Origin of the sequence: Marivita sp. S6314 (assembly GCF_023015985.1) — a bacterium.
Classification (GTDB): Bacteria; Pseudomonadota; Alphaproteobacteria; order Rhodobacterales; family Rhodobacteraceae; genus Marivita.
In genome coordinates, this window is record NZ_JALKAO010000001.1 from 821,811 (window position 1) to 846,896 (window position 25,086).

Here is a 25,086-nt window from a genome sequence, read left to right on the forward strand (position 1 = left end):
ACCCCCACCTTCAGCAGAAGCTCACACGGCGAGCCGCTGTTCGGCCAGGCTCACCCAGTAAGAGCACCCGGTCGGGATCACGTCGTCGTTGAAATCGTATTCTGGGTGATGCAGCCCCGGGCGTTTGCCGATGCCAAGCTGGATATACGCGCCCGGACAGGCCTGCAGCATATAGGCAAAATCCTCGCCCCCCGTGGTGCGCGGCGCGTCTGTTGTGCAATCCCCGGCCACTTCTAGGGCGGCCTTGATGCAATGCTCGGTCTCTGCCTCGTGGTTCGACATCACGGGATAGGGTTCTTCGTCGAACCCGAACACGGCTGTCGCGCCATAGCTTTCCGGGGTCAGACGGGCGATGGTGTTGATCCGCTCCAGCACCGCCGCGCGCACCTCCATGTCAAAGCTGCGCACCGTGCCGCGCAGGGTGGCATGTTCGGGGATCACGTTGAACGCGTCTGACTCCGTGCGGAACGACGTCACCGACACCACCACCGCCTGCTGCGGGTCGGTGTTGCGCGACACCACCGATTGCAACGCCATGACAATCGCAGAGGCCGCAAGCGTGGTGTCCACCGTATTGTTTGGGCGCGCCGCATGCCCGCCCTTTCCGGTGACGTTGATGTGGAAACTGTCGACGGCGGCATAAAACGCACCGGGCCGAATGGCGAAATGCCCTTCGGGAAGAAGCGGCGAATTGTGCAGACCGTAGATCTCGGAAATGCCGAAGGTCTCGATCAGCCCGTCCTGCACCATCGCCTCGGCCCCTGCCCCGCCTTCCTCGGCGGGCTGAAACACCACCGCCACGGTCCCATCGAAATTGCGCGTTTCGGCCAGGTATTGCGCCGCCCCCAGCAGCATCGCGGTGTGCCCGTCATGCCCACACGCGTGCATCTTGCCCGGTGTTTTCGACGCATGCGGCACGCCAGAGGCTTCAAAAATCGGCAGCGCGTCCATATCGGCGCGAAACGCAATCGTCTTGCCAGACCTGTTGGTCTTGCCTTCGATCAACGCAACCACACCGGTCCGGCCAATGCCTTCGACCACCCGATCACAGCCAAACGCCCGCAGCTTGTCCGCCACCAACCCGGCGGTGCGCGGCAGGTCATACTGAAGCTCCGGGTTTTCGTGCAGGTCACGACGCCACGCCGTGATCTCGGGGTGCAGTTCGGCAAATCGGTTGCGAATGGGCATGGGACGTCCTCTTTTTGGCTGAAGTCTCGGGTGTGTTACAGTCCGGAGCGGCCGCAGGAAAGACGGCAGTCTTCCGGGGTCGGATCACCGCCCAACGGCATAGGCCTGCATCAATCGCGGCGTCGCGGCGGCGCGCAGCATGCCATCCGGGGCGCGCATCGCGGCGGTCAGGCGGCCCACGGTCCAGGGCTCTGCCACAACCACCTTGTGCCCCCGCGCGCGCAGATCGTCGATGACGGCCGCGCCGACATTGGGCTCGATCATCATTTCCCCGGCCCGCACGTCGCGCGGGAAAAACGACCCCTGGAAATGCATCGAATGAAACAGCGGCTGATCCATACATTCCTGCAATCCCATCCCGAAATGCACAAACCGCAGGAACCAGATCAATTGCCACTGGTCCTGCTGGTCGCCACCCGGCGTTCCGAACACCAGTTGCGTGCCGTCCTTTTCGGCAAGGCTGGGTGTCAGCGTGGTGCGCGGGCGGCGTTTCGGGGCCAGCGAGGTGGGCAGGTCCGGCTCCAGCCAGAACATCTGCGCGCGGGAGTTCAGCGGAAATCCAAGCCCCGGGATCACCGGGTTGCTTTGCAGCCAGCCACCGGACGGCGTGGCCGCCACCATGTTGCCCCAGCGGTCGATGACATCCAGATGCACCGTGTCCCCGCGCTTTTCGGTCAGATGCGACATGGTCGGCTCTTGCGCGGCCACGTTCCCGACCTGAAAATCCCGCGCCGCGCGCGCCACATAGGCGTCCGCCAGATGCTCAAACCCCGGCACACGCCCCGGTCTTTGCTCAAATGACGCCGTCTCTCCGATCAGCGCCCGGCGCTCTGCGTTGTAGGCATCGCTTAACAGCACATCCATCGGGATCTCGCTGAAATCCGGATCGCCGTAATAGGCCTCCCGATCCGCATAGGCGAGCTTCATCGCCTCGATCACCGTGTGCACGAATTCGGCCCCGTTCGGGTCCATCGCGCCAATGTCGATCCCCTTCAACAGCGCAAGCGTCTGCAAAAACACCGGCCCCTGCGACCAGGCCTGCGTCTTGTGAACGGTCCAGCCGTGATATGCGTAGGACAAAGGGCGTTCATAGGTCGCGCGCCAGTCGGCCATGTCCGACCGCGCCAGCACAGCGGCGTGTTTTGCATCCGACACATCCATGACCTTGGCGTCCCTGAGATAGTCAAAGATCGCATTCGCCACGAACCCTTCACGCCACGCGCGCCGCGCCGCATCAATCTGCGCAACCCGCGTGTCCCCGTCCGAAGCTGCAAGCCGGTCATACGTTTCGGCCAGATCGGGGTTCTTGAACAATTCATGTGGTTCGGGCGCTTGGCCACCCGGCGTCCAGACCGCGGCAGAGCTGGGCCATTCACGGGCAAAGAAATCCGCCAGCCCCGCAATCGTATGCGCCACGCGCGGCAGCACCGGATGGCCGTGGCGCGCATAATCTATGGCCGGCTGCATCACGTCGCGCAGCGTCATGGTGCCATGATCGCGCAAAAGCCGCATCCAGCCGTCAAACGCACCGGGCACCACCGTCGCCAGCAACCCGGAGCCCGGCACTAATGTCAGACTCTGTGCGGTGTAATGCTCAATCGTTGCCGCTTCGGGCGCCACACCTTGCGCACAAAGCACCTCGACCTGCCCGGTCTCAACCGAATAGAAAATCGCAGGCATATCACCTGCAGGCCCGTTCAGATGCGGCTCCACCACTTGCAGCACCAAGGCTGTCGCAACCGCCGCATCAAAGGCATTGCCGCCCTTTTCAAGGATCCCCATCCCCACCGCCGAGGCGATCCAATGGGTGGATGTACACACACCAAATGTCCCGCGGATTTCAGGACGGGTTGTGAACTCTGACATAAGCGCTCCGGATTAACAGGGTGCAAACGGGATGAGGCTGTTTCTCCCCCGCCACACCTTCCATCATCCCGGCCCCGTTCGAAAGTCAGAAAACCCTATCCTGCCGCAGCCGCCCTGGCGTCTTTGGCCGTGCCATAGCTGGGAAGGTCCGCCGCCGTCTTGCCATGTGCGGCCATCAACGTGTCGCGGACAAAGGCGATATGCGCGGTTTCTTCAATGATTTCCGCCAGATATTGCGCCGCCGTCAGCGTCTTGCCCACACCAATCGTACCATGGTTGGCCAGCACAGCCGCTCGCACCGAGACATCCCGGAACACCGGGCTGATCTCCACTTCGGTCTGCGGTCCGCCATTCGACGACAACGGAATCAACGGCATCCGCCCGATCTTTTCAATCGTCTGCACGGTCAGGCACGGGATCTCGATCCCGGCGCTGGCATAGCCCGTCGCCCACGGGCTGTGGCAATGCACAATCGCGTTGATATCCGGGCGGATCAGGTACAGGTCGCGGTGAAAATCCAGATCCTTGGACGGCTTGAACGCCGATGGTTCTATCGTTCCGTCCAGATGCACCACCTGCAGATTGTCCCGCGTGCATTCGGCAAATCCAACGCCGGACGGCTTGATCACAATCGCATCGCCGGATGACAGCCGCACCGACAGGTTGCCCCCCGCGTTGGTCTGCAACCCAAGGTCAAAGCACCGCCGCGCCGACCAGATCAGCGCGTCTTTCTTGGCTTCGATATCGGAAGGGTCAAGCATGTCAGATGTCCTTTGTAATCTCGGCCAGCGCGTCTACCGCAGCATGCGCAACCGAAGTGTCGTTGATATGTCCGTCAAGCCGGGTCACCGGCACATGGTGTTCCAGGGTGTCGGCAAACGCCGAACGCAGTCCGGGATGCTCAATCGCCCCGCCGGGGCGATCCTCGGAGGAAAACCCACCCATCGGGATCAGAACGCGCGTTGGAGCCGTCGCAGCGGCCAGCGCCTCGCCAAGGATATTGGCGCAAAGACCGATTTCGTCTTCCGTGCACTGCACATGGGTGAAGAGCGGCGAATGCGCGTAATGCGGGCGTGTGTGATAGTCATCGGGCATCAGGGGCGCTTCGCCCACGCCGATGAAATTCACGCCCCCCGGCACCACGACACGCGGCAGATGCCCCATCGCGGTAAAGCGCCCGGGCATTTCGGCATGCACCCCGGCCACGTAACAGCGCGTCAATTCGTGTGGGGTATAATCGATCACCGACTGGAACGCGCCGATCTTGGCCCAGCGGGCAAAGGCCGCGCCGCCGAACCCGTTGGCGTGAAACACCGTCACCTCATGCCCCTGCGCCTGCAACCGGTCGCGCAACGCGTCCGTCCCCGGCCCGGTCACGCCCAGCGCCGTCACACCAATTGACGGCGTCAACGGCCTGTCACCATCGGGCGGCAGTGAATGGCGCAAGCCCGCTGCAATGGCCGCAGCACGGTCCAAGGCGTCGCGCGTCGTGGCATTCAGCCCGCACAGATCGGCAATGGTCGGCACCAGCACAATCGAATTGTCGGCAATCACGTAGCGCGGATCAAACGGCAGCGTTGTGACCAGCAGTTTCGGCATCATCGCCGGCAAGGATTGCAGCACCCGCAGCGCGATCTGCCCGCCGGTTCCGCCGCCCATCGCCACCACCAGCCGTGGCCCGTCCAGCGCGGATTTCGCAATCTCGGCAATCGCCCGATCGGCGGCGCGTTGCATGCCCGACACCTTGTCCTTGGGCGACCATTGCGCGCCCTCGGCGTGCAGCGAGATATCGCATTTGCGCACCCTCAGCCCGGCCTGCTCCATCGCCGCAATCAGGTACTCGGTCTCGTCCCGTTTGGTGTCGAAGGTGGCCAGCAGCAGAACAGACATCAGCCTTTGACAGCTCCTGCGGTCATGCCGGTGATGATCTGACGGCTGGCGACAAAGGTGAAGATGATCGGCGGAATGGCCAACAGCATCCCCGTCGCCATGATCACCCCCCAATCGATATCAAACTCGGTCAGCGAGTTCACAATCGTCACCGGCACCGTTCGGCTGTTGCGATCCGACAAAGCATTCGCCAGCAGAAATTCGTTCCACGCCACGCGGAAGGTAAAGATCGACGCGGCGGCAATCCCCGGTTTGATCAGCGGCAACACCACGAGGAAGAACACCTGAAACGGCCCGGCCCCATCCATGCGCGCGGCCTCTTCCAGCTGGATCGGCACCTGCACGATAAACGACTGCAAGATCCAGATCACAAACGGCAGGTTCAGCGCGACATAGACAAGGATGATCCCGCCCCGCGACCCGTCGATGCCGAACTGGAACGTCCAGATACCGAACACCGGCACCAGCAAAACCGCAGGCGGCACCATCCGCATCATCAGCGTCCAGATCGACACCACATCGCGCCCCATGAACCGGAACCGCACCAGCGCATAGGCCGCCATCGTGCCAATCACCAAGGTGATCGCGGTCGAGATCAGACCGATGATCAGCGAATTGGTCAGCGCCCGCCCAAAGGTCGGATCACACCGCCGGATATGTTCCGGCTCGTACCACAGGAAATCGCACAACGCGGTCTCGTAATTCCGCAGCGTCGGCATGAAAAACAGCCGCGATGTGTCGGACATGATGTCCACGTTCAGCTTCAGCGATGTGACCAACATCAGGTAAATCGGGCCAACGGCCATCAGCACCAACGCCACGAGCAGCGCGTAAAATGCAGGGTTCTGCTTGTCGTAGGTCTTGTTCGACGGACCGCTCATGCCTCTTCCTCCACCGCGCGCAACCGGGCGGCGCGGGCGTCTTGGGCCTTGTTGTAGATGAACATCGCAAACGTCAGGATCAGCAACACGATCAGCAAAAGGTTCGACATCGCCGCCGCCTCGCCCAGTTCCCGAAACTCCGACGCGGTGCGGTTGATCCTGAGCGACAGGATTTCGGTCGACAGCCCCGGCCCGCCATTGGTCATCACAAGGATCACCTCAAGCACCTTGAAACTGTCGATCAGCCGCAGAAGCAACGTCACGATCAGAACCGGCAGCATCAGCGGCAGCTTGATATAGATGATCTGCTGCCAGCCGGTCGCGCCGTCGATCTTGCTCGCCTCGATGGCCGAGGATGGCAAAGACTGCAACGCCGCCAGCGACAGGATGAAAATGAACGGCGTCCACTGCCACACATCCGCGATGATCACAGACGCAAAGGCCCAATTGCCGTCCGACAGCCACGGGATCGTGTCGAACCCCAGATTGGTCAGTGTCTTGTTAAAAATCCCAACCGTCGGATGGTACATGTAGCGCCACATCAAACCCACAACGATGGGCGCGATCATCATCGGCAGAATGAACAGCGTCCGCAACACCGACATGCCGCGAATGTTGCGATCCAGCAAAAGCGCCAGTCCCACACCGATAAACATCTCCAGCGTCACAACGATGCCCGCGAATTTCAGCGTCACCCAAAGGCTTTCGCGAAAATTCGGATCGCCAAACAGTTTGATGTAATTCCGCAGGCCGACAAACTCGGCCTCCCCAATCCGCTGGCTGGGGTTCCAGTCCAGGAAACTGGCGTAAATCATATAACAAATCGGATAAAACAGCGCGACGGCCAGCACCAAAGCAGCGGGTGCAAGGAACATGTACGGTGTCAAACGGGCGGCGCGCGCTACAGACATGACTTAGGCCTTTCAGGGAATGCCCCCGACCGGGATGGGATCCGGTCGGGGAGAGAGAGGTTACTGCCAGGTGTAGTAACCCGCCTCGTCCATGGTCGCGCGCGCCCGCTCTGCCACACCGTCCAGCGCTTCCTGAATGTCCAGACCTTCGGTCAGAACCTGGCTCAGCGTTGTACCGATATCGGCGTTGATCTTACCCCATGTCGGGATGATCGGACGCCAGTCCGGATCAGCATATTTCAGCGCTTCACCAAAGGTGGCCGAATAAGGGTATTTCGCATTCAGTTCGGCGTTCTCATAGGTCGAGAACCGGCTTGGGTTGCCCCCTGCCATTGCGACCGCCAGATCACCCTCTTTCGACGTCAGCCACTGCATCAACAAGAACGCCGCTTCCTTGTTCTGCGCGTTCTTCGGAATGGCGATCCCGAAACCACCAGTTTGGCTGCCGCGACGCACACCTTCGGGGTGCAACGCATATCCCACCTTACCGGCCACGGTGGACTGGCTTGGGTCTTCAAACCCGGCGGCAAAGGCAATCGAGTCCATGAACATCGCCGCTTGACCCTGCTTGAACGCCGCCGCCGCTTCGGCTGGGCCAAAGGTCGTGCTGCCTTCCGGGCCGCAATCGACAATGGTCTTCAACGCTTCAGCGGCTGCAACACCGGCTTCGTTGTTGATGATCGGCTCCCAATTGTCGTCGAACACGCGTCCGCCCAACGGGGCCAGGTGCAACAGGAACGCGTGGCTCGCCTGATGGCCAGACGCCGCGCGCGAGGCCATCCCACCCATGCCCGGTTCAACTTCGGGGATCTTGCAGGCCGCATCCAGCAACTGGTCATAGTTCATCGGCACATCAATGCCGTGCTTTTCAAAGATGTCCTTGCGATACGCGAGCACCGATGTCTCGGACCCGAACGGGATACCAAAGGCCGACCCAAGCTGACCCGGCAGATAGCCCTTCTGACCACCGGCAACGCCGATGTTCTGGACATAGCCGTCAATCAAATCCGCCTGATCGTAGTTCGGATCCGCCAGTTTCGGGTTCATGAAGTACTTGGCAAGGTTCTCCAACTGGTCGGCATAAACGTAATCCGCCTTGGAAAAGACCACGTAAGCGATCAGATCATAATCGCCCTCATCCTTGGTCAATTCCAGCGTCTGACGCTCGCGCATTTTCAGGTACTGAAGCTGGTCCACCTCAACCTCGATCCCGGTCTGCTCCGTGAACTGGTCCAGAACCTCGATCGCCGCGTTGTAATGCGGGTGCGCCGGGAAGTTCACGACAAGCGTCGTGCCTTCATACTCCGCATAGGGGTTGGCCAAGGCCGCACCCGCCGTGAATGTCAGGGCAACCGCCGCAGCAGCAGACCAGACCTTTGTGGTGTGTGATGTCATGTCATCCTCCCAGATGTTTGTGGGCTTGTGGTGCCGCCCGTGTTCAAACCGCCGTTACAGCGCGGCTTCGGTCTTTGGATCAAAGAGATGCACTTCATCCCCCTGAACAGTGAATTCCCGTGTTTCCCCGGATTTGATCGGGACCACGGTATTCACCTCAATCGCCACGCGCTGGCGGCCGATTTCGGAAATCAGAACCGACTGCGCGCCGATATATTCGGACAGGATAATCGGCATCGCGATCCCCCCCGACCCTTCGCTAAAGCTCGACGGGCGAATGCCCAGATGCACCTGTCGGTCCCTATGCGCCTGCAACTGCGCCTTGCGCGCCTCCGGCAAGGGGATCGAAAACCCGTCGCCGGTTGCAGACAACACGCCGCCCTCTTCGCGCAATTCCGCGTCCAGAAAATTCATCGTGGGGGACCCGATAAAGCCCGCCACGAACTTGTTCGCCGGGCTGCGATACAGCTCTTCGGGCGTGCCCGCCTGCATGATTTCGCCGAACTTCATCACCACGATCTTGTCGCCCAGCGTCATCGCCTCGACCTGATCATGGGTCACGTAGATCATGTTCTTCTTGATCCGCTGCGACATCAGTGCAAGCTCTGCCCGCATCTGGCCGCGCAGCTTGGCATCCAGATTGGACAGCGGTTCGTCAAACAAAAACGTGCCCGCATCGCGCACCAACGCCCGTCCCATTGCAACGCGCTGACGCTGCCCGCCAGACAGTTCCGCAGGTTTGCGATCCAGATAGGCGGTCAGGTCCAGCGTCGCCGCCACGTCCTTCACGCGCTTTTCGATGTCCGCCTTGTTCATCCGCGCCAGCCGCAGCGCAAACGACATGTTCTTGGCCACGTTCATATGCGGGTAGAGCGCGTAATCCTGAAACACCATCGCAAGGTCACGTTCCTTGGGCTCCAGCCGCGACACATCCCGATCCCCGATCAGGATTTCCCCACCGGTCACGCTTTCCAGCCCCGCGATCATCCGCAGCGTCGTTGACTTGCCACAACCCGACGGCCCGACAAGAACCGTAAACTCTCCCTCCGCCATCTCGAGATTCAGGTTCTCGATCACCGTCACCGCGCCGTAATCCTTGCGCAGGTTTTGCAGACGTATTTCAGGCATGGACGGTTCACTCCCCTACTTCCGAAGCAAGGAACAGCACTTTGTATACAAACGCAACAAAAAATATCCATAATCTGGCTTTTGATGGATTTCATCGAATTTCCATGATAGAGACAGGCTCAGAATAGGAATGTCAGGACTGCCCATATGGATCGCCCCACCGGTACACCCCGCGAATCGTCGAGCCATAGAATCGAAAGCGAATTGCTGGATGATATCGCGGCAGGACAACTCGAACCGGGCGAACGTCTTGACGAGGTCAAACTCGCCGACCGCTTCGGTGTCTCGCGCACGCCCGTCCGCGAAGCGCTCAATCGCCTGACCGCGCAAGGCGTGTTGGTTGCAGGCGAAAAACGCGGTGTGCGCGTGGCCACGTATTCGCGCGAAAAACTCGCGCAAATGTTTGAAGCCATGCAAGAAATTGAAAGCATCTGTGCCCGGCTCGCCAACCAGCGCCTGACCCTTCTTGCCCGCTCCGAGATCGAGGCCGCCCAGGCCGAATGCGCCGCGGCTGCGGCGGAAAACAACCGCCTGCGCTACATCAAGGCCAACGAAGCGCTGCATATGGCCATCTACCGCGCGACCGAAAATCCGTTCATCTACGAACTCGCCTCCGACTTCCGCCGCAAGACCGGCCCGTTCCGCGCGAAAAAGCTTCAGACTCAGCAGGATCTGGTCAATTCCGTGGACAACCATGTCGATCTGCTGGCCAAGATTTTTTCCGGAGACTCGCAAACCGCGGTGGACGGCATGCGCAAGCACATGACCGAAAGCTTCATGCAAGTCTTGGCTGTAAACGGCTAATTCGCTGGCGCCTCCGGAAAAATCATCCCATTATGTAGACATGTCGCAATTTATGTATACAAAAGTTGCGACTCGCATGTGGAGGACCCGATGGGCGTTGCAGAAACCAAGATCTATCCAATCAACACCGGCTGGCTCGAAGCCGACCTCGGCACGTATATCTTCTGGAAAGGCCCCGCCGGACAGAAGATCTGGAACCCGGTGTATTGCCATTATGTCGACACCGGTGAGCACAAGATCCTGATCGACACCGGCCTGTGTGACGAAGAGCGCGCCACCAAGTACCACCACAAATGCGACAAGCGCGGCTGCCTGCAGGTGCACGAGCATCTTGAACAGAAACTCGGCGTGCACCCCGATGAAATCGACGCCATCGTGTTCACCCACCTGCACTGGGACCACGTGCAGAACATGAAGGAATTCAAGAACGCCCGCTACATCGCGCCCAAGGCCGAAATCGAAATGGCGTTCAATCCGCTGCCGCTCTACTACCGCACCTATGAAAGCGGCTATCTGGGCATTGATCCGGCCTATTCCGGATGCGTGTTCGAAGCGGTGGACGACGAATGCGAGGTTCTGCCCGGCATCACCATGTTCCACACGCCGGGCCATTCGGTCGGCCACATGGCGGTGTCCGTCGCCACCAGCGCAGGTGACATCGTGGTTGCGGGCGACGCGATCTTTCAGGAACGCAACATGGAGCCCAACCCCGACGAAGGCTGGCGCTACTGGGTGCCCGCCCGTTTCGTGAACAGCTACGACGGCTGGAAATCCGTCGAAGAGCTCGACAAACGCGCCGACTACATCCTGGCCTGCCATGACAAGGTGGCCAATGCCCGCTCTGACGTCTTCCCCTATGACGGCATGCCCCTGCGCAAACGCCGTCAGGTGATCCCCGGCTACCAGTTCTACTTTGGCGACATGCCCGCTGGCAGCGTTGGCAAATCCGCCCCCGCCCTCACCAAGGACGAGGCCGAAGCCTACATCGCAAGCCTCGTGCCGCCCACGCCGGACCCCACCTGACAATGCAGGTGATCGACAGCATCCTCACGGTCGCGGACCAGTTTGATGCCATCGTCTTTGACCAGTTTGGCGTGCTGCACAACGGCACGTCACCCTATCCGCACGCGATCCAAGCGCTTGATCGCCTGCGCCAGACCAGGTGTCAGCTGGCCGTCCTGTCCAATTCCGGCAAGCGCGCCGATCTAAACCTCCAACGGATCACCGCCATGGGGTTCGAACCGGGCACCTTTGTGCAGGTCATGACCTCTGGCGAGGCGGCCTGGCAAGACCTGCACGCGCGCCAGACTGGCCTGACGCTGTTCCCGATCACCGCCTCGCAAGAGGATGCGCACATCTGGGCCGGAGACCTGACGGTCACGTTTAGCCCCGATATCGCCAAGGCCGACGCCATCCTGCTCATGGGCCTGCCCGATCATGGCGACCACACCGCCGCCCATGCCGCCCTTGATCACGCATTGGCGCACGACCTGCCCGTTCTGTGTAGCAATCCCGACCGCGCCGCGCCACGCGCAGACGGAAAAACCGTGATATCGCCCGGAACACCCGCCCATGCGTTCCGCGACAAAGGCGGCACCGTCACGTTCTATGGCAAGCCGCATTTGCCCGTGTTCGATGCCCTTCAACGCACACTCAACATCAAAAACCCTAAAAAAATTCTAATGGTTGGCGACAGCCCGGAACACGACATCGCGGGCGCGCACACCGCTGGCTGGTCCAGCCTGTTTATCAGCGGCGGTCTGCATGCCGGATCATCGGGCAACCTGTTCTGCGACATCGCACCGCCGACCTATACGCTGGACACTCTGAAATGACACATGCCCCACCCCCGGATTTCCGCGCCCTCAGCGCCCGCTTGGGCAGCGACCCGCTTCAGGTTCAGGGCCCCGGCGGCAACACGTCGATCAAGCGCGACGGCGTCATGTGGATCAAGGCCTCCGGCACCGAACTGGCCGACGCGACGCGCAAGGACATTTTCGTCGCCGTTAGCCGCGAAAAAGCAAGGGCCGAAGCCCACGGCGCAGGCGATGGCACTTGTAAAGCCACCGTGCTTGACCCCGCCATTACCCTGCGCCCGTCGATCGAAACCACCTTTCATGCGTTGCTCGATTGGCCTGTGGTGGCGCACACCCATTCCGTCGCCACATTGGTCCACGCGATCTCGCCCCAGGGCCGCACATTGGCGGCGCAAAAGCTGAAAGACCTGCCGGTCATCTTCGTCCCCTACCGCAAACCCGGCCTGCCCCTGACAAGCGCCATCATCGAGCGCCTGACGGCGGACGTTCAGGTGATCATCCTCGAAAACCACGGGCTGGTCTGCGCGGGCCCCTCGGTACAGGCCGTGTCCGACCTGATCGCCGTGGTCGAAGACCGGCTCGCCCTGCCCGCGCAGGTGCCGCCAAACCCCGCCCCGCGGGCCGACCCGCCCGACGGCTACGCGTGGGATGCAGCTGCGACGGTTCTGGCCACCACCCCCCGGCTGACCACGCTCGCGCAAGCCGGATCGTACTATCCCGATCATGTCGTCTTCCTTGGGCCCGCCCTGCCGACAACGCCCACCGCCCCCGCCTGTCTGGTGCAAGGCATCGGCGCAGCGCTTCGCACCGATGCCACGTCCTCGCAAACGGCCATGTTGCGTTGCCTTGCCGACGTACTGACGCGCTTGCCCGCAGATTGGGACGCCACGCCCATTGGCCCCGGCGCAGAGGCCGAATTGCTTGACTGGGACGCCGAAAAATACCGTCAGGCTTTGGCGGCCAAAGGCACGCCATGACGGCCTTGTTTCTTGGCGTTGATCTTGGAACCTCCGGCATCCGGTGCGCCGCCACGGACGCGCAGGGCAAAGTGATCGGCATGGCGCGCGCGCCCTACCCCGACGCCTCCGCACAGGGGTGGTGGCAGGCCGTATCGGACGGGTTGCACGCCCTGCGCACCGACATCGGCCCCGACGCCATGCGCGCCATCCGGAGCGCGGCAGTGGGCGGCACCTCCGGCACCATGGTCTTGGTGGATGCCGCGCTGAATCCCGTGACCGCGCCGCTGATGTACAATTCCAATGGCTTTGATGCCGAGGCACAGGTGATCGCGGACTGCGCCCCCCCGGATCACATCACCCGAGGAAGCGCCTCTGCCCTGGGCCGGGCCTTGCGCCTGCAATCGCAAGACAGCGCACACACGGCCACGCACCTGTGCCATCAGGCCGATTTCATCCTCGCCAAACTCGCGGGCCGCGCCGGGCATTCGGATGAAAACAACTGCCTGAAAACGGGCTATGATGTGGTCAACACATGCTGGCCCGACTGGTTCGCCAGAACCGGCCTCAGAACAGAGCTGCTGCCAGACGTACACCCGGTTGGGACCGCCATTGGCCAGGTCGACCCCGCCATCGCGCAAGAGTTCGGCTTTGCCCCCGAACTGATCCTCCGGGTCGGCACCACCGACAGCATCGCGGCGTTTCTGGCCGCCGGGGCCGACACTATCGGCGATGTGGTCACGTCCTTTGGCACGACGCTGGCGATCAAGATGCTCAGCGACCGACGCATCGACGATCCCGCACGCGGCATCTACAGCCATAAACTGGGCGCCATGTGGCTGGTGGGCGGCGCCTCCAACACCGGGGGCGGCGCGTTGCTGGCGCATTTCACCCCGGACGAGATGACCACCCTCAGCGCCAGGATGGATCCCACCACCGACACCGGGCTGACCTATTACCCCCTGCCGCGAAAGGGTGAGCGCTTTCCCATAGCTGACCCGGATCTCGAACCAAGCCTCACACCGCGCCCGCAGGACGACGTTCTGTTCCTGCAGGGCCTGTTCGAAGGGATCACCCGGATCGAAGCCCAATGCTATGACGCCCTGCGCGACCTTGGCGCGCCGCCGATCACGCGGATCCTGTCAGCGGGGGGCGGTGCACGCAACGATGCGTGGCGGGCAATCCGGCAAAGGCATATCCCTTACCCGATCACGGTGTCGCACAACACCGAAGCCTCGGTCGGGCTGGCTCTGCTCTGTGCCAGCCACGCAAACGCATCCGCCTAGGCCGCTGCCACGCGCGCGCTGCGCATGAAGAACGCATAGTAGAATACCGGCGCGGCCACCAAGGTCAGGATGGACGCAAACGCCAAGCCCCCCATGATGGTGATCGCCATCGACTGAAAGAACGCGTCCCAGATCAGGGGCAACATCCCCAGAATGGTCGTCGCCGCCGCCAGGACCACCGGCCGCAAGCGCGATGTTGACGCCTCAACGATTGAATCCACCAGCGATTGCTTCGGTTTCTCGGCGCGCACGATGTCGATCTCTTCCACCAGCACGATCCCGTTCTTGATCAGCATCCCCGAAAGCGACAACAGCCCCAGCAGCGCTGTAAAGGTAAACGGTGCGCCAACACCCAACAGTGCAAGACTGACCCCGTTCACCGACATCGGCACCAACAGCCAGATGATCAACGGCTGCCGCAACGCGTTGAACAGAAGCACAGAGATCAGGATCATGATGATCAGGCTCAACGGCAATTGCTGCGCAAGGCTGGCCTGTGCATCGGACGAGCTTTCCAGCTCTCCGCCCCATTCCATCTTGTACCCCGGCGGCAACGGCATGTTTTCAATCGCCTCCAGCACCTCGGCCTGCACCTGTGCGGCGGTCATCCCTTTGACGATATCTGCACCCACGGTGATGGTCAGCAACCGGTCCCGGCGCATCAGCAACGTGTTCTGCGGATCAAAGGTCAACCCGTCCGTCACCTGGTCAAAGGGCAGGAAACTCTGCGCGTTCTGCGAATACACAACGTGATCCGTCAGCGCCAAACCCGCATCCGGTGCGGTGCGCAGCACAATCGGGATCTGCCGCTCGCCTTCGCGGTACACGCCCGCATCAATCCCTTCCGTCGCAAAGCGCAGCGTCATGGTGATGTCGTCGCGCGTGATGCCGGCCTCCTGTGCGCGGTCGGTCGCATAAACCGGGCGCAGCACCTGTTCCTGTTCGCGCCAGTCGATGCGCGGGGCCACGATATTGTCGGACGCCGCCAACAACCGCGCCATCGCCTCATCCGCCAGATCGCGCAGCACCTCCGGGTCGGGCCCCGAGAACCGCGCCTGAATCGGATCCCCGCCGCCCGGCCCGAACGCCAGCCGCTTGGCGCGGAATTCCCCCTGCGGTAGGGTGCTGGCGGCAAATGTCTCAAGGTCGGCAATCAGCGGCGCAATCTCGTTGATCGTTTCGGTGCGCACGATGATGTGGCCATAGCTCGGATTGGGGTCTTCCGCCTGATAGGTCAGCATGAACCGGTCCGCGCCCTGCCCGACAAACGCGGTCGAAGACACGACATCCTCCCGCGCCAGCAACCAGTCTTCCAGCACCGCCAGATCGCGCGAGGTCTGCTGGATCGACGCGCCCTGCTCCAGCTTGTAATGAACAAAGAACAGCGGCGTGTTGCTGTCTGGAAAGAACTGCTGCTTGATCTGACCAAACAGCATGAAACACACCACGGTCACGCCCACCAATCCCAGGATCACAAGCCACCACGCCTTCAGCGCCGCGCGCAAGCTCTGGGCATACAGACGGAACATCAGCCCGCCATAGGCATCATCCGCGCCCCCGGCCCCCTGCTTGAAAAAGTAATGCCCCAGAAGCGGCGTCACCGTCAGCGCCAGAACCCAGGACAACAGCAGCGAAATCGCGATCACCGCGAACAGCGAAAACAGGAATTCGCCCGTGGCATCCGGGCTCAGCCCGATCCCGGCAAAGGCCATGATCCCGATGACCGTCGCACCCAGCAATGGCACCTGCGTCTTGCTGGCCGCTTCATCCGCCGCCTCGCGCGAAGCCTTCCCGCGCCGCATCGAAATCTGCATGCCCTCGGCCACCACAATGGCATTGTCGACCAGCATCCCCATCGCAATGATCAGCGCGCCAAGGGAAATCCGCTCCATCTCGATCGAAAAGATCGCCATGAAAAACAGCGTGCCCACAACCGTCAACAAGAGCGTCGTGCCCACAACCAACGCCGCGCGCCAGCCCATGAACACCGCCAGAACGATCACCACGATGGACACCGAAATCGCGAGGTTCACAAGGAAATCGTTGGACGCCTGCTCGACCACCACATGCTGCTGGTAGATCGGATGCAAACCGACACCCAACGGGATCTGCGGCGCAAGAGCATCCAGCTTTGCATCCGCCCGTTTGCCCACGTCGACAATGTTCTCCGACCCGATCCCGGCCACCCCAAGAGTAAAGGCTTCCACGCCGTTATACCGGATCATCAGGTCCGGCGTCGCATCCCGCGCCCGTGTCACAGACGCAAAATCAAACAGGTTGAGGATCTCGCCCCCGACGCCCACCGTCAGACCCGCGATCTCCTGCACCGTGTCGTTGCCCTCCGGCCCCTGGATCAGCGTGCGTCCCTCAACGCTCTGCAACGACCCGCCATCAACAACCGAATTGGCATTGGCCAGCGCGCTTTGCACCGCCAGCGGCGGCACGTTCAGGTTGGTGCTCAGAACAAGGTTCGGCTCCACATAGATGACCTCGTTGGGCACCCCCGACAGGCTCACATCCGCAACCCCCGGCACCGTCAGCAATTCGCGCCTCAGAAACGTCGCCAGACTGTTGATTTCGGCATCGGTGTAGCCCGGCGCGGTGACCGCATAGTAAATGCCGAACACATCCCCGAACCCGTCATTCACAAAGGGCGGCTTTGCCCCCGCGGGCAATCGCGCCGCCGTCACCCGGTTGCGCAGCTTGGTCCAGATCTCGGGAAGCTCTGAGCCGTCATACTGGTCCTTCATGTCCACCGTGATCCGGGACAATCCGGGTTGGTTCACAGACCGGACTTCCTTGACCTCCGACATCTTCTGGATCTCGGATTCCAGCGGCTCCGACACCTCCCGCGCCACCTGCTGTGCGCTTGCGCCGGGATATTCGGTGACAACAACCGCAGACTTGATGGTAAAGGCCGGGTCTTCCAGGCGACCCAGCGAAAAGAACCCCCAGATCCCGCCCAGCAAGGCCCCCAGTATGATCAGCCATGTCAGGATCGGCTTGTCGATCGACGCGCGTGCAATATTCATGGTCGAGCTCAATTCGCAAAGCCCGAGAACCGCGTCACACGGTCCCGGTCACTCAGTTGCGTCGCGCCGCTCGCCACGATTTCCTGCCCCGGCTCCAACCCGGCCAAAACGCGAATCTCGCCATGGATACCGGGTTCAATTTCAACCGGCTGACGGCGCACAGTGCCAAGTTCAGCCCCGTCAGGCGTAAATACCATCACATGCGCGGACCCGTCATTGGCCGTAATCACAGCCGAGGCCGGGATCGTGATATCACGCTCCGGCGCACCCAGCTTTGCATAGACCGTGACCGACGATCCCGGCAAAATCACAAGGCTGTCGGGCGGGGTCATGCCCAGCGTGATCCGGAACGTCTGACCGACCTGCGACGTCTCTGCGTTGAATTCGCGCGGCGTCACCGTGAACCGCGTGTCCGAGGTGGGAAACTCTGCCCAAAGCTCGATCTCCGGGTCACGCCCGGCGGTTTGAAACAGGATCTCGGGCACGTCGATCTCGATCCGCAGATCCGACATGTCATGCAACCGCGCAATCGGTGTGCCCGCCGCAATCGTTGAAAAATTCGCCACGTTCCGCGTTGCCACCAAGGCGTCAAACGGCGCGAGAAGCGTCGCGTTCTCCAGCGACCGCTCGGCATTGCGCACCGCGATATCCGCCAGTTTGAGCGCCGTATCGGCGTCATCCACCGTCACCTGGCTGACCGTATTGCCCTGCAGCTTCTGCAACCGCTCCAGCGTCCTTTGTGCCTGTTCACGCTGCACCCGCGCCTGATCCAGCGCCAGTTCGAACGGCTCAAGGTCAAGCTGGGCCACCACCGTGCCCTTGGCGATCCGGTTGCCTTCAATCAGCGGCAATTCGACAATCTGCCCGCCCACCTGAAATGCTAGATCCACCGTTTCCTTGGCCACGACATGCCCAAAGAACTGCCGTGTCAGGTCCCCGTTGACCTGCTGCACCTCGATAATTTTCGCCAATCGCGCCTCTTGCGCGGTGGCCAGAACCGGCACCAAAAGCACACAGAGAACAGCAAGAATACGAACCATGATCCCACTCCAATCGGACATCGCACCTGTCGGCAGATCGCGCACGACTGGCGCGGTGACTACCACATTCCGTGCCAATTTAAACCGATCAGTTCAGTTTTCGAGGGCAAAACCTGTTCACCCCCTGCAACCGGCTGTGCAAACGGGCGCTGTCCTGCGTAAAAAGCGCATGAATGACATCCTTCAGCACGCCAAAGGAGCCCTCACATGACCACCGACATGCGGGACTGGATCGGCAAAACCGAAACCACCACCGGCACGATCAGCCCGTTGCAGGCTGACATGCTGCAGGCCACGCTCGGCGCAGCGGATCACCCCGCCCCCGCCCTCGGCGATCCGGCCCCGTATCTGTGGCACTGGACCGCCTTCGCACCGACCGTGCCGATGTCCGACCTGGCCCCGGATGGCCACCAGCACCGGGGCGGTTTCCTGCCGCCGGTGCCACATCCACGGCGCATGTGGGCCGGCGGCACGCTGACCTTCCACGCCCCCATCCGCATCGGCGACCCGCTGCGTCAGGTCTCAACCATCCAAAGCATCGACCGGAAATCCGACAGCATGGTCTTTGTCGCCGTCGCGCACGAGGTCTATCACGCCGACACCCATCTGCTGTCCGAGGTGCACAACATCGTCTACCTCGACATCCCGCCGTCCTACTCACCGCCAAACCCGAAACCGGTCCCGGACAGCCCGGTTTTCTCCATCGACGAACCGATGCCGATCACCCGGCTGTTCCGCTACTCCGCCGCAACCTTCAACGCGCACCGCATTCACTATGACCTGTCGTACGCCCGCGACGTTGAGAACTATCCCGGCCTGCTGGTGCACGGACCATTGCAGGCCACGCTGATGCTGGCCCACGCGGCCCGTCACACCGGTCGCACCCCCCGCAGCTTCGCCTATCGCGGCGTTCACCCGATGTTTCACGATGACCCGATGCAGATCATGGGATTCGACGCAACCCACGATAGCCTGTCGGTCTGCACCGTCAAACCGGGTCGCCATCAGGGCATGCACGGCACGATCCGCTGGGCGGATTAGTACAGCCAGAACAGCGTGATCGCCGGGAACAGCATCAGCAGGATCACCCGGATAATATCCGAGGTCACAAACCAGATCACCGCCTTGTAGGTCGCCATCATCGGCGTGTCCTTGTCCATCGAGTTGATGATGAACAGGTTCATCCCCACCGGCGGCGTGATCAGGCCCACCTCGACCACGATCAGCACAAGGATCCCGAACCAGATTGCGACCCATTCCGCCTCAATCCGGTTCGCCATACCCTGCGTCACCCGGATATCCAGCGCGCGCATCTGCTCGCGCGTCAGTTCCGCACCCGACGCAATCGCCGCCTCGATCGACGACAGCATCTCCTGCGTCATGCCCTCGGGGATACCCGCCGCCAACGCTTCGCGCGCCGCATCCGCCTGCATCAGCGCCAGATCGACAAAGCCGAAATCCATGACCGAGATCACCGGGAAAAAGATCGGGATCGTCAGCAGGATCATCGACAGGCTGTCCATCAGGCAGCCAAACACCAGGTAAAACAGCAGGATCAGCGTCAGCACCATGAACGGGCTCAACCCCATTTCCAGCACCCAGTTCGACAATTCCTGCGGCACCTGCGTCAGCGCCAGAAACCCGTTATAGAACGACGCGCCCAGCACGATGAAAAAGATCATCGCGGTGCTCACCGCCGTCTGGATGATGCTTTGTTTGAACACCTCCCAGCTAAGATTGCCCGACGCCAGCGCGATCAACCCGGTTCCTGCCGCACCCACAGCGGCCCCTTCCGTGGGTGTGAACCAACCGGCGTAAATCCCGCCGACAACAAGACCAAACACCAACAAGACCGGCCACACGTCAAACAACGCGCGCCAGCGCTCCGCATACGGCACCGGCTCCCGATGCCCGGCCGCCTCCGGATGCCGTCGGACATAAAGTGAAATCGTTAACATATAGCCAAGGGCCGCCAGAATACCGGGGATAAAGGCCGCCAGGAACAGCTTGGCGATGTTCTGTTCGGTCAGGATCGCATAGATCACAAGGATCACGGAGGGCGGGATCAGAATGCCCAACGTGCCACCCGCAGCCAGCGTCGCCGTCGAAAACCCGCCGGAATATCCGTTACGCTTCAATTCCGGCAAGGCCACCCGGCTCATTGTGGCCGCCGTCGCCAGGGAAGATCCACAAATCGCGCCAAACCCCGCGCAGGCCCCAACCGATGCCATCGCAACCCCGCCCTTACGGTGCCCCAACCACGATTCCGCCGCCTTGAACAAGGCCGAGGACATGCCCGACAGCGTCGCAAACTGCCCCATCAGCAGGAAAATCGGAATGATCGACAGCGAATAGCTGGAAAAGGTCGAGTACGTCTCGGATTTCAGCTTCGCCAGTACGATATCCGGGCTGCCCAGCGCCAACCAGAACCCGCCAATTCCGCAGAGCATCATCGCCAGCCCAATCGGCGCCCGCAGGAAAATCACAATCAGCAAAATCGGGAAGGACCAGATGCCCAGTTCCAGCATACTCATCAGGCGTCCGCTCCGGATGCAGGCAGGATGGACCGCCCTGTGGCCGCAAATGTCACGCGCCCCACCGCGCAATACAGCGCCGTGATCGACGCCACCACCGCAGCGGCAAGGCTCGCCGCATAGGCCCACCAGATCGGGAATTGCAGCAAGAAGGTGGTCTCTCCATTGCCGATCTTGTCCAGCATCCCGGCAGTCAGCCGCCAGGTGATCAGCAAGATCACCAAGGTCAGCACCACATCCCAGAACGCCGCAAGCCAGGCGTTGGTTTTGGCCGACAGCGCCGAGGTAAACACATCCACCGTCGCATGCCCGCCATAAAGCTGGCAAATCGGCAGAAACGCAAAAATCGCAAAGGCAATCCCGGCTTCCACGATCTCGAAATCTCCGGTCACCGGCCCGACACCAGCGGCGATCAGCCAGCCCGCAAAGCTCTCGGACAACCCGACAAGCCAGTCAGAATGCCCCATCGTGTTCAACCCGCGCCCCAAAACCGACACACATGTCAGGATCACCAGAAACGTCAGCACGACGCCTCCCATCACTGCCATGGTGCGCGCAAGGCGCTCAATTGCCATCTGCATGTTGCCCGTGCCCCCGCACATTGGCGACGGTGCCGGGCACAGGCCCGGCACCCTCTGTCACGCCTTACTGCGTGTTGTTTTTCTCAAGCAGCTCCGCCGCCCGCGCGATCAGGGCCTCCCCGTCGATGCCCTTTTCCGACATCTCGGCAATCCACTCGGCCGTGGTAGCCGCCGCCGCATCGCGCCAGGGTCCGGCATCCGCGTCGCTGATGGTGATGACGTTGTTGCCCGCATCCAGCGCCGCTTCGCGCGCCGGGCCGTCATCCATCTGCATCTGCGCCCCCGCCATGCGGCTGAACTCGGCGCCCGACTGGCTGTCAATCGCCGCCTTCAGATCATCCGGCAGCGCCTCGTAGGCCTCTTTGTTCATCGCAAAGATAAAGGTGGTGGTGTAGATCGCGTTGCCTTCGAATTCGGTATGGTTTTCAACCAGTTCCGCGACCTTCAACGCGCCCGTGACCTCCCACGGGATCACCGCGCCATCGACCACCCCCTTGGACAGCGATTCCGGGATCGCCGGAACCGGCATGCCCACCGTGGTCGCCCCCAGATTGGTAAAGAGCTTGTTGGTCACCCGCGTCGGCGCGCGCAGCTTCAACCCGTTCAGATCCTCCGGGCTTTCCACAGGCTCGGAGGTGTGAATCACACCGGGGCCATGCACCCAGACACCCAGAACTTTGAAATCGGCAAAGTCCTGATCCAGCATCTGCTCTTCCACCAGCTCCCAATATGCCGCCGACATGTCGCCCGCATCGGTCATCAGGAACGGCAGTTCGAACACCTCGGCGCGCGGGAACCGGCCCGGCGTGTACCCGGCAACGGTCCAGACAATGTCCGCCACGCCATCAATGGCCTGGTCAATCAACTGCGGAGGTGTCCCCCCCAACTGCATGGACGGAAAATGCTGGATCTCGATCCGCCCGCCCGACGCTTCCATCACCCGGTCCGCCCAGGGGATCAGTACGTTCTTGGGCACATTGGCCTGCGCTGGCAGAAACTGGTGCATCCGCAATGTGACGTCCTGCGCCAACGCCCCTGTCGCCAGGACAGCGGCAACCGCCGTGGTTCCGGCGAGTTTGAGAAACGCGCGTTTGATCATGAGTTATGTCCTCCCTATTCGACTTGCGCCATAAACGCACAAAGCTTGCGCCGAATCCAAGCGGAATCTACCCGCGCCCGATATAGGGCATCTTCGTCGCCATCACGGTCATGAACTGCACATTCGCCTCCAACGGCAATGACGCCATGTGCAACACCGACGACGCCACATGCGCCACATCCATCACCGGATCAAACTTTTCACCCGCCGCTTCGGCCTGCTGGCGCAGATTGGCGACGATCTCGGTCTCTGCATTGCCGATGTCGATCTGGCCACAGGCGATGTCAAAGGGCCGTCCATCCAAAGACAGCGACCGCGTCAATCCGGTGATCGCATGTTTCGACGCGGTGTAGGGGATCGACCCCCAGCGCGGCACATGCGCCGAAATTGACCCGTTATTGATGATCCGCCCGCCCTGCGGCACCTGCGCCCGCATCCGCGCAAAGGCCGCCCGCGCACAGATAAAACTCCCCGTCACGTTCACATCCAGACAGCGCCGCCAATCCTCCACCGCGATCTCGTCAATCGTGGCCCCGACAACCGCCATGCCCGCATTGTTGAAGAGCGCGTCAATGCGCCCCCACTGCGCCACCCCCGCGTCAAAGGCCGCGTCAACCGCCGCCGCGTCGGTCACATCGCAGGGCAGAACCAGCGCCCCATCGAACCGCGCCGCAATCGCCTCCAGCGGCTCCGCCCGCCGCCCGATTAGACCAACCTGCCAACCCGCCTCCAGAAAGGCCTCGGCACAAGCCTTGCCAATACCGCTTCCGGCCCCGGTGATGATGATAGACTGCCCCATGCGCGCGATCCTGTCGTCTCTGTTTTCCAAATACCTCGGGGGAGCGCCAAAGGCGCGGGGGCAGCGCCCCCCACTCCCTCGGCCTAGTGATTGTCCCGCGGCAAGAATTGCGCGACCCGCTGATACGCCGTCGCCAGTTCCAGACAGCCGCCCTGCGCCAACTGCCCCACATGCTGACGATACATCTCCTGCCAGGGCGTCTGGTTGACAATCTCCGGCGGTGTCCACGCCGCCTTGCGCGCGTCCCATTCGGCCTCGGGCACAAGCGCGTTCAGCGTCGACGCATTCAGATCCAACCGCACCGTGTCGCCGGTTTGCAGATAGGCCAATCCGCCCCCCACAACCGCCTCGGGCGACGCGTTGAGGATCGACGGGCTTTCCGACGTCCCCGATTGCCGCCCGTCGCCCACCGTGGGCAAGTGATTGACCCCCGCCTGCACCAACGCATCGGGCGGCTGCATGTTCACCACTTCGGCCGATCCGGGATAGCCCACACAGCCGACGTTCCGAATGAACAGAATGCAATGATCGTCAATCGCCAAGTCCGGATCATTGATCCGGTCATGGTAATCCTCGGGCCCCTCGAACACGATGGCGCGCGCCTCGAACACGCCTTCCTCACCGGGTTTCGACAGGAACCGCGCCCGGAAATCCTCGGAAATCACCGAGGTCTTCATCAACGCGCTCTCAAACAGGTTCCCCGACAAAACCTTGAACCCCGCGTTCTGGCGCAGCGGCGCGTCATAGGTCGTGATCACATCATGATCCAAGCTTTCCCACGTCGCCAGCACGTCCCCCATTGTCCGCCCCGAGGCGGTCCTCACCCCCTCGTGCAACCGCCCCGCCTTGCGCAACTCGCCCATCACCGCAGGCACACCGCCCGCACGATAGAAACTCTCGCCCAGATATTCCCCCGCAGGCTGCATGTTCACCATCAGCGGCACGTCAAACCCGATCGCCTCCCAATCGGTCACATCGAGGTCCACCCCCGCATGCCGCGCAATCGCCTGCAAATGCGGCGGCGCATTGGTCGACCCGCCAATCGCCCCGTTGACGACGATTGCGTTCTCGAACGCCTCGCGGGTCAGGATGTCCGACGGTTTCAAATCCTCCAGCACCATCTCGACACAGCGCTTGCCCGTCTCATAGGCCATCGCCATCCGCTCCCGGAACGGCGCCGGGATCGCCGATGACCCGGGCAACGTCATTCCCAACGCCTCAGCCATCGCGTTCATCGTGCTGGCCGTGCCCATCGTGTTGCAATGCCCCAGTGACGGCGACGACGCACAGGCCAATTCCATGAATTCTTCGTAGCCAATCTCGCCGCGCGCCATCATCCGACGCCCTTCCCAGATTGTCGTGCCCGATCCGGCCCGTTTGCCCTTATACCAACCATCGAGCATCGGCCCGCCATTCAGCGCAATCGCCGGAATATCCACCGTCGCCGCGCCCATCAGCTGCGCCGGCGTGGTCTTGTCGCACCCCGTGGTCAGCACCACCCCGTCGATGGGATAGCCATGCAGCACCTCGACCAAACTCAGATAGGCCAGGTTCCGGTCCAACGCCGCCGTTGGCCGCTTGCCGGTCTCCTGAATGGGATGCACCGGAAACTCCATCGGAATACCACCACCATCGCGGATACCCGCCTTGATCCGGTCCATCAGGAACACGTGGATCTTGTTACACGGCGCAAGATCCGACCCGGTATTGGCAATCCCGATGATCGGCTTGTCGGCCTGCAACTCGCCTTGCGTAAACGACTGGTTCTGATAGCGCTCAAGATAAAGCGCGGTCATGCCCGGATTGTTCGGATTGTCGAACCATTCCTGCGACCGGAACCGTTTATTGGCGCGCGTATCAGACATGTCTGTCCTCCCCC

At 61.9% G+C, this 25,086-nt stretch carries 21 protein-coding genes; 6 read left to right on the forward strand and 15 right to left on the reverse strand.

All coding sequences use genetic code 11. The annotated features are described in order from the left end of the window. Positions 1-21: 21 nt before the first annotated feature. The 8 genes from MWU54_RS04135 to ugpC form a co-directional block, all read right to left on the reverse strand. On the reverse strand, positions 22-1,188 hold the full coding sequence (locus tag MWU54_RS04135) for a M20 aminoacylase family protein (RefSeq protein ID WP_247080948.1): 1,167 nt from the start codon (positions 1,186-1,188) through the stop codon (positions 22-24). Positions 1,189-1,272: 84 nt separating this feature from the next. Continuing rightward, entirely contained in the window at positions 1,273-3,054 is a 1,782-nt protein-coding gene (locus tag MWU54_RS04140) for a gamma-glutamyltransferase family protein (protein ID WP_247080949.1), read from the reverse strand. Between the two features lie 95 nt (positions 3,055-3,149). Next, positions 3,150-3,815, reverse strand: coding sequence for a class II aldolase/adducin family protein (locus MWU54_RS04145; RefSeq protein ID WP_247080950.1), 666 nt, complete (start codon positions 3,813-3,815; stop codon positions 3,150-3,152). A 1-nt stretch (position 3,816) separates the two neighbouring features. Beyond that, positions 3,817-4,944: a Tm-1-like ATP-binding domain-containing protein gene (locus MWU54_RS04150; RefSeq protein ID WP_247080951.1), complete on the reverse strand. Its 1,128-nt coding sequence runs from the start codon at positions 4,942-4,944 to the stop codon at positions 3,817-3,819. Beyond that, complete coding sequence (locus MWU54_RS04155; RefSeq protein WP_247080952.1) at positions 4,944-5,825, reverse strand: carbohydrate ABC transporter permease; 882 nt, start codon at positions 5,823-5,825, stop codon at positions 4,944-4,946. The genes MWU54_RS04150 and MWU54_RS04155 overlap by 1 nt, the downstream gene beginning before the upstream one ends. After that, positions 5,822-6,736 (reverse strand): sugar ABC transporter permease, encoded by a 915-nt coding sequence (locus MWU54_RS04160; RefSeq protein WP_247080953.1) that lies wholly within the window; start codon positions 6,734-6,736, stop codon positions 5,822-5,824. The genes MWU54_RS04155 and MWU54_RS04160 overlap by 4 nt, the downstream gene beginning before the upstream one ends. Positions 6,737-6,796: 60 nt before the next feature. Further along, positions 6,797-8,131, reverse strand: a complete 1,335-nt coding sequence (locus tag MWU54_RS04165) for an extracellular solute-binding protein (RefSeq protein ID WP_247080954.1) — start codon at positions 8,129-8,131, stop codon at positions 6,797-6,799. 54 nt (positions 8,132-8,185) lie between these two features. Continuing rightward, entirely contained in the window at positions 8,186-9,259 is a 1,074-nt protein-coding gene (ugpC, locus tag MWU54_RS04170) for a sn-glycerol-3-phosphate ABC transporter ATP-binding protein UgpC (protein WP_247080955.1), read from the reverse strand. 147 nt (positions 9,260-9,406) lie between these two features. Between ugpC and MWU54_RS04175 the strand changes: the two genes are divergently transcribed. From MWU54_RS04175 to MWU54_RS04195, 5 genes are all read left to right on the forward strand, one after another. After that, a complete protein-coding gene (locus MWU54_RS04175; protein WP_247080956.1) occupies positions 9,407-10,063 on the forward strand; it encodes a GntR family transcriptional regulator in 657 nt (218 codons plus the stop codon). Positions 10,064-10,153: 90 nt separating this feature from the next. After that, positions 10,154-11,086 carry an N-acyl homoserine lactonase family protein gene (locus MWU54_RS04180; RefSeq protein ID WP_247080957.1) on the forward strand — a complete coding sequence of 311 codons (933 nt, stop codon included), beginning with the start codon at positions 10,154-10,156 and terminating at the stop codon, positions 11,084-11,086. Positions 11,087-11,088: 2 nt separating this feature from the next. Next, entirely contained in the window at positions 11,089-11,898 is an 810-nt protein-coding gene (locus MWU54_RS04185) for a TIGR01459 family HAD-type hydrolase (protein WP_247080958.1), read from the forward strand. Next, positions 11,895-12,857, forward strand: a complete 963-nt coding sequence (locus tag MWU54_RS04190) for a class II aldolase/adducin family protein (RefSeq protein WP_247080959.1) — start codon at positions 11,895-11,897, stop codon at positions 12,855-12,857. Before MWU54_RS04185 ends, MWU54_RS04190 begins: the two co-directional genes overlap by 4 nt. Further along, positions 12,854-14,122, forward strand: a complete 1,269-nt coding sequence (locus MWU54_RS04195) for an FGGY-family carbohydrate kinase (protein WP_247080960.1) — start codon at positions 12,854-12,856, stop codon at positions 14,120-14,122. The genes MWU54_RS04190 and MWU54_RS04195 overlap by 4 nt, the downstream gene beginning before the upstream one ends. On the opposite strand, the gene MWU54_RS04200 is transcribed toward MWU54_RS04195, so the two are convergent. Beyond that, positions 14,119-17,154 carry an efflux RND transporter permease subunit gene (locus tag MWU54_RS04200; RefSeq protein WP_247080961.1) on the reverse strand — a complete coding sequence of 1,012 codons (3,036 nt, stop codon included), beginning with the start codon at positions 17,152-17,154 and terminating at the stop codon, positions 14,119-14,121. The two genes, MWU54_RS04195 and MWU54_RS04200, sit on opposite strands and share 4 nt — an antisense overlap. A gap of 8 nt (positions 17,155-17,162) precedes the next feature. Beyond that, entirely contained in the window at positions 17,163-18,194 is a 1,032-nt protein-coding gene (locus tag MWU54_RS04205; protein ID WP_247080962.1) for an efflux RND transporter periplasmic adaptor subunit, read from the reverse strand. A gap of 207 nt (positions 18,195-18,401) precedes the next feature. Between MWU54_RS04205 and MWU54_RS04210 the strand changes: the two genes are divergently transcribed. Further along, a complete protein-coding gene (locus tag MWU54_RS04210; protein ID WP_247080963.1) occupies positions 18,402-19,235 on the forward strand; it encodes a MaoC family dehydratase N-terminal domain-containing protein in 834 nt (277 codons plus the stop codon). Here MWU54_RS04210 and MWU54_RS04215 read toward each other — a convergent pair. The 5 genes from MWU54_RS04215 to MWU54_RS04235 form a co-directional block, all read right to left on the reverse strand. Continuing rightward, positions 19,232-20,728, reverse strand: coding sequence for a TRAP transporter large permease (locus MWU54_RS04215; protein ID WP_247080964.1), 1,497 nt, complete (start codon positions 20,726-20,728; stop codon positions 19,232-19,234). The genes MWU54_RS04210 and MWU54_RS04215 overlap by 4 nt on opposite strands. Then, a complete protein-coding gene (locus tag MWU54_RS04220; protein ID WP_247080965.1) occupies positions 20,728-21,276 on the reverse strand; it encodes a TRAP transporter small permease subunit in 549 nt (182 codons plus the stop codon). Before MWU54_RS04220 ends, MWU54_RS04215 begins: the two co-directional genes overlap by 1 nt. 97 nt (positions 21,277-21,373) lie before the next feature. Further along, a complete protein-coding gene (locus MWU54_RS04225) occupies positions 21,374-22,408 on the reverse strand; it encodes a TRAP transporter substrate-binding protein (protein ID WP_247080966.1) in 1,035 nt (344 codons plus the stop codon). Positions 22,409-22,475: 67 nt separating this feature from the next. After that, positions 22,476-23,207 carry an SDR family NAD(P)-dependent oxidoreductase gene (locus tag MWU54_RS04230; RefSeq protein ID WP_247080967.1) on the reverse strand — a complete coding sequence of 244 codons (732 nt, stop codon included), beginning with the start codon at positions 23,205-23,207 and terminating at the stop codon, positions 22,476-22,478. 83 nt (positions 23,208-23,290) lie between these two features. After that, positions 23,291-25,072 (reverse strand): IlvD/Edd family dehydratase, encoded by a 1,782-nt coding sequence (locus MWU54_RS04235; protein WP_247080968.1) that lies wholly within the window; start codon positions 25,070-25,072, stop codon positions 23,291-23,293. Between the last annotated feature and the right edge of the window lie 14 nt (positions 25,073-25,086).